Source organism: Ruminococcus sp. OM04-4AA, assembly GCF_003462585.1.
Taxonomy (GTDB): Bacteria; Bacillota; Clostridia; order Lachnospirales; family Lachnospiraceae; genus Mediterraneibacter; species Mediterraneibacter faecis.
In genome coordinates, this window is the sequence record NZ_QTZH01000101.1 from 1 (window position 1) to 3349 (window position 3349).

Below are 3349 nucleotides of genomic sequence, written 5' to 3' on the forward strand. Positions count from 1 at the left end.
ATTATTACGGATAACATCTGATGAAGGAAGAACCCCTTCTTCTGTTATCTGATTTATAGAAACTTATTAACCAAGTAGTCTTGATTGACTACATCATTATTATACTAGGGTGTGATGTGGTGATCGCATTGTCCCATACGCTTGATCCAAAGAATGTGGCTGCACAGGTGGACGGTGTCGATTTGTGGCTGTGTGGACATGAACATATTGAACTCAGTGAATCTGTGATGACACCGGACGGTTCAAAAACCTATGTATCGGAAAGTGGACATTATTTAAATAGTGTGGGGCTGATCGATCTGAACTGTACTATGGATGAGGATGGAAGTGTGCATGTGGATTATGAGAAAACATCTGTCGATTATGAAGAAGCACAGAACTATCCGAAGGATGCTTCCGTGACAGATGTATTGGATAAGATCAAAGCAGAAAACGAGACAGTACTGAATCGTGTCATCGGTACTTCACCGGTGGAATTGGACGGTGTCTGGGAACATATACGTATCGGACAGACAAATCTTGGAAATGTCATAACTGATGCGTACCTGCTTGCCACAGGGGCTGATATAGCCTTTGAAAATGCTGGCGGAATCCGTGCTTCTATCGCTGCCGGAACGGTAACGTATGGAGATGTTATCAATGTCAGTCCTTATGGAAACTATGTAGTGACAAAGAAACTGACCGGTGCACAGATAAAGGAAATGTTGGAGAGCAGTCTTACTATTCAGAAAAACTGTATTGTTGCAAATGACAGTGGTGAATGGGATGCGTGGCCAAATGACAGCGGAAGTTATCTGCAGGTTGGTGGAATTACCGTCCGCTTCGATCCGGCACAGCCGGCGGGGGAGCGTGTGCTTTCTGTGCAAAAAGATGAGCAGGAGCTGGATGATACAAAAGAGTATACTGTAGCAGTTAATAATTATCTTGCCGGTTCTGACAGCTATCCACAGCTTGCCAATGCAGCGGAGATCGGAGAATATTCCTGTTGCGAAGAGCTGTTGATTCAATTTTTTGAACAGGGTTCCGATGCAGTTACTGCAAGTGCAACGAAGCAGAATATGATTCAGACAACCAAAGAGACAGTCGAACCGGAACATCCATCTGTGCCTGTCATACCGTCTGTACCGGAGCAGCCATCGAAAGAACAGCCGGAAGCTGTGAAAACAGAGGTGAAAAAAGAACAGACAAGTGGAACAAAAACTTCAGTAAAAAGTCCGAAAACAGCGGATAGTAATGAACTGTTCTGCTGGATGATACTACTGTTGCTCAGTGGCGGAGCAGGAAGTATCTGCCTGGTTCAGGGAAATAAAAGATAATTTAAGATGAAGGCACCAGAAAAGCAGGAAATACATTACATCTGCTTTTAAGAACTGGTCAAAAAGTGCGGAAGCCCTTAAAAATCAAGGACTTCCGCTGCTTTTGTTTATAAATGTTTCTATGATATTTTTATTGTTTGCTTAACTGGGAGCAGTTTTATTTTTGGTTTTCTGCCTGATATTTCTTATATTCTTCTACAGGCATATCCAGGCCGGTATATAATTTATAAGCCGCAACGCCCTGCCACAGAAGCATACCTTTTCCACCGATCGTTTTTGCACAACCGGCTTCTTTTGCTTCCCGAAGAAGTTTTGTCTCTTCCGGATTATATACAACATCACATACAATCAGATCGGAACGAAATACAGATTTGTCTGTGATTGGAGAACGATCTTCGTGAGGTTTCATACCTACCAGTGTTCCATTTACCAGAATATCTGCTTTTTCAATTTCTTCTTTCAGTTTTCCCGGATCATCCAGACAGAATACCTGAACATTACAATCTGGTACTTCGTTTTTCAGTTTAGCAGCTGTGCCTTTTGCGCGATCAAGAAATGGATCGTCTGGATTGAAGATGGAAATGGATGTTGCTCCATCAAGTGCACACTGTACCTGGATGGCTGTAGCAGCTCCTCCTGCACCTAAAATCACCAGTTTCTTTCCTTTTACATCTACGCCATGGTCTCTTAGATTTTCCACAAAACCGATACCATCTGTCATGTGTCCGATCAGTTTTCCGTTTTCATTAACAATTGTATTCACTGCACCGATAATTCTTGCAGCAGGCGATAACTCATCCATGTTCTGGGCTGCTGCTGTTTTACATGGCATAGTTACATTGCACCCTCTCATTTTGAACAGACGCATCGCATCCAATGCTGCCGGTACCTGATCTTCCTTGATGTCAAAAGCCATGTAGCTGTAGTCCAAATTATGATAACGGAAGCAGAAGTTATACATATCAGGAGATCCTGAATGTCCTACTGGACTTCCAATCAATGCTAATAAACCTGTTGTTCCTTTAATTCGCTGTTCCATTTTTTCCTCCTGTTCTAGGTCTGAATCTTAGATGCGACTTCATAAGTTTTTTTATTTATTATCCATCCGACGCAGTCTGAGAATCAGTTCTTCGCAGATCTGCAATTCATCTTTTCCGTCTGTTTCAATAATAATATCCGCTGCTGCTTCATATTTTTCTCTGCGTTTCTCCATAAGATCGGCAATAAACGGAACTGTTTTGTTATTTTCAATCAGCGGGCGGTCATGGCTGTCTTTGACACGGTTCAGAATAGTTTCTGGTTTGGCAGTCAGAAGAACTACACGTCCGTTTTTCTTCATCTCAACGACATTACATTCTCTCATTGGAGTTCCACCGCCGCAGGAAATCACGACATTCGTTTTGGACTGCATTTCGATAAGAAGGTTGGTTTCCAGGTTACGGAAATACTGTTCGCCATATACTTCAAAAATATCGGAAATAGTCATACCTTCTCTTTCAGCTATGATCTGATCCATCTCGATTACTTCCATTGCAAAGGAGTTTTTCAAAAATTCTGAGATGGTACTTTTACCAGCTCCCATGAATCCAATAAGCACAATATTATAGTTAAACAATTTTCTGGACTGGATTCTTTTACTGTTCATTGTGATGCTTCCAAATACGTCTTCTACTTCAGCTTTATGACGTTTTTTTTCCATTCTTTTTTCCAGCCATTCTTTCTGTCTGGCCTCTTGTTCCGGCTGTAAGATTGGAAGATCATTGGACTTCTTATAAGCCATGATATCTTCTACAATACGATTACGCATAAGCAATGCATCCAGGATGATTTCATCACACTGGCCAAGATTCTCTCTTAATATTTCTAACTGACTCATTTTATCACCATTCCTATCTGATTATCATTTTTAATATTATAACAGCTGTTTTTGTATACGACAATACAATTTAGCAATTTTCTGCTTTAAATCGCTAAAGCTTTTTGGAATATTAAATACTTTTATTTACAGATATTTGACAAAATGTTATGGTGCA

Annotated in this window: 3 protein-coding genes; 1 reads left to right on the top strand and 2 read right to left on the bottom strand. The window is 40.8% G+C overall.

Annotated features, from left to right (window positions below):
* Positions 1–116 precede the first annotated feature (116 nt).
* The gene (locus tag DXB52_RS15025) at positions 117–1316 is read left to right on the top strand and encodes a bifunctional metallophosphatase/5'-nucleotidase (protein ID WP_207661771.1); all 1200 of its coding nucleotides are present in this window, start codon (positions 117–119) and stop codon (positions 1314–1316) included.
* Between the two features lie 157 nt (positions 1317–1473).
* Here DXB52_RS15025 and aroE read toward each other — a convergent pair whose 3' ends face one another.
* Together aroE and DXB52_RS15035 are read right to left on the bottom strand one after the other, a co-directional pair.
* Complete coding sequence (aroE, locus tag DXB52_RS15030; protein ID WP_015530150.1) at positions 1474–2355, bottom strand: shikimate dehydrogenase; 882 nt, start codon at positions 2353–2355, stop codon at positions 1474–1476.
* 51 nt (positions 2356–2406) lie between these two features.
* Positions 2407–3192 carry a shikimate kinase gene (locus DXB52_RS15035; protein ID WP_118107971.1) on the bottom strand — a complete coding sequence of 262 codons (786 nt, stop codon included), beginning with the start codon at positions 3190–3192 and terminating at the stop codon, positions 2407–2409.
* Between the last annotated feature and the right edge of the window lie 157 nt (positions 3193–3349).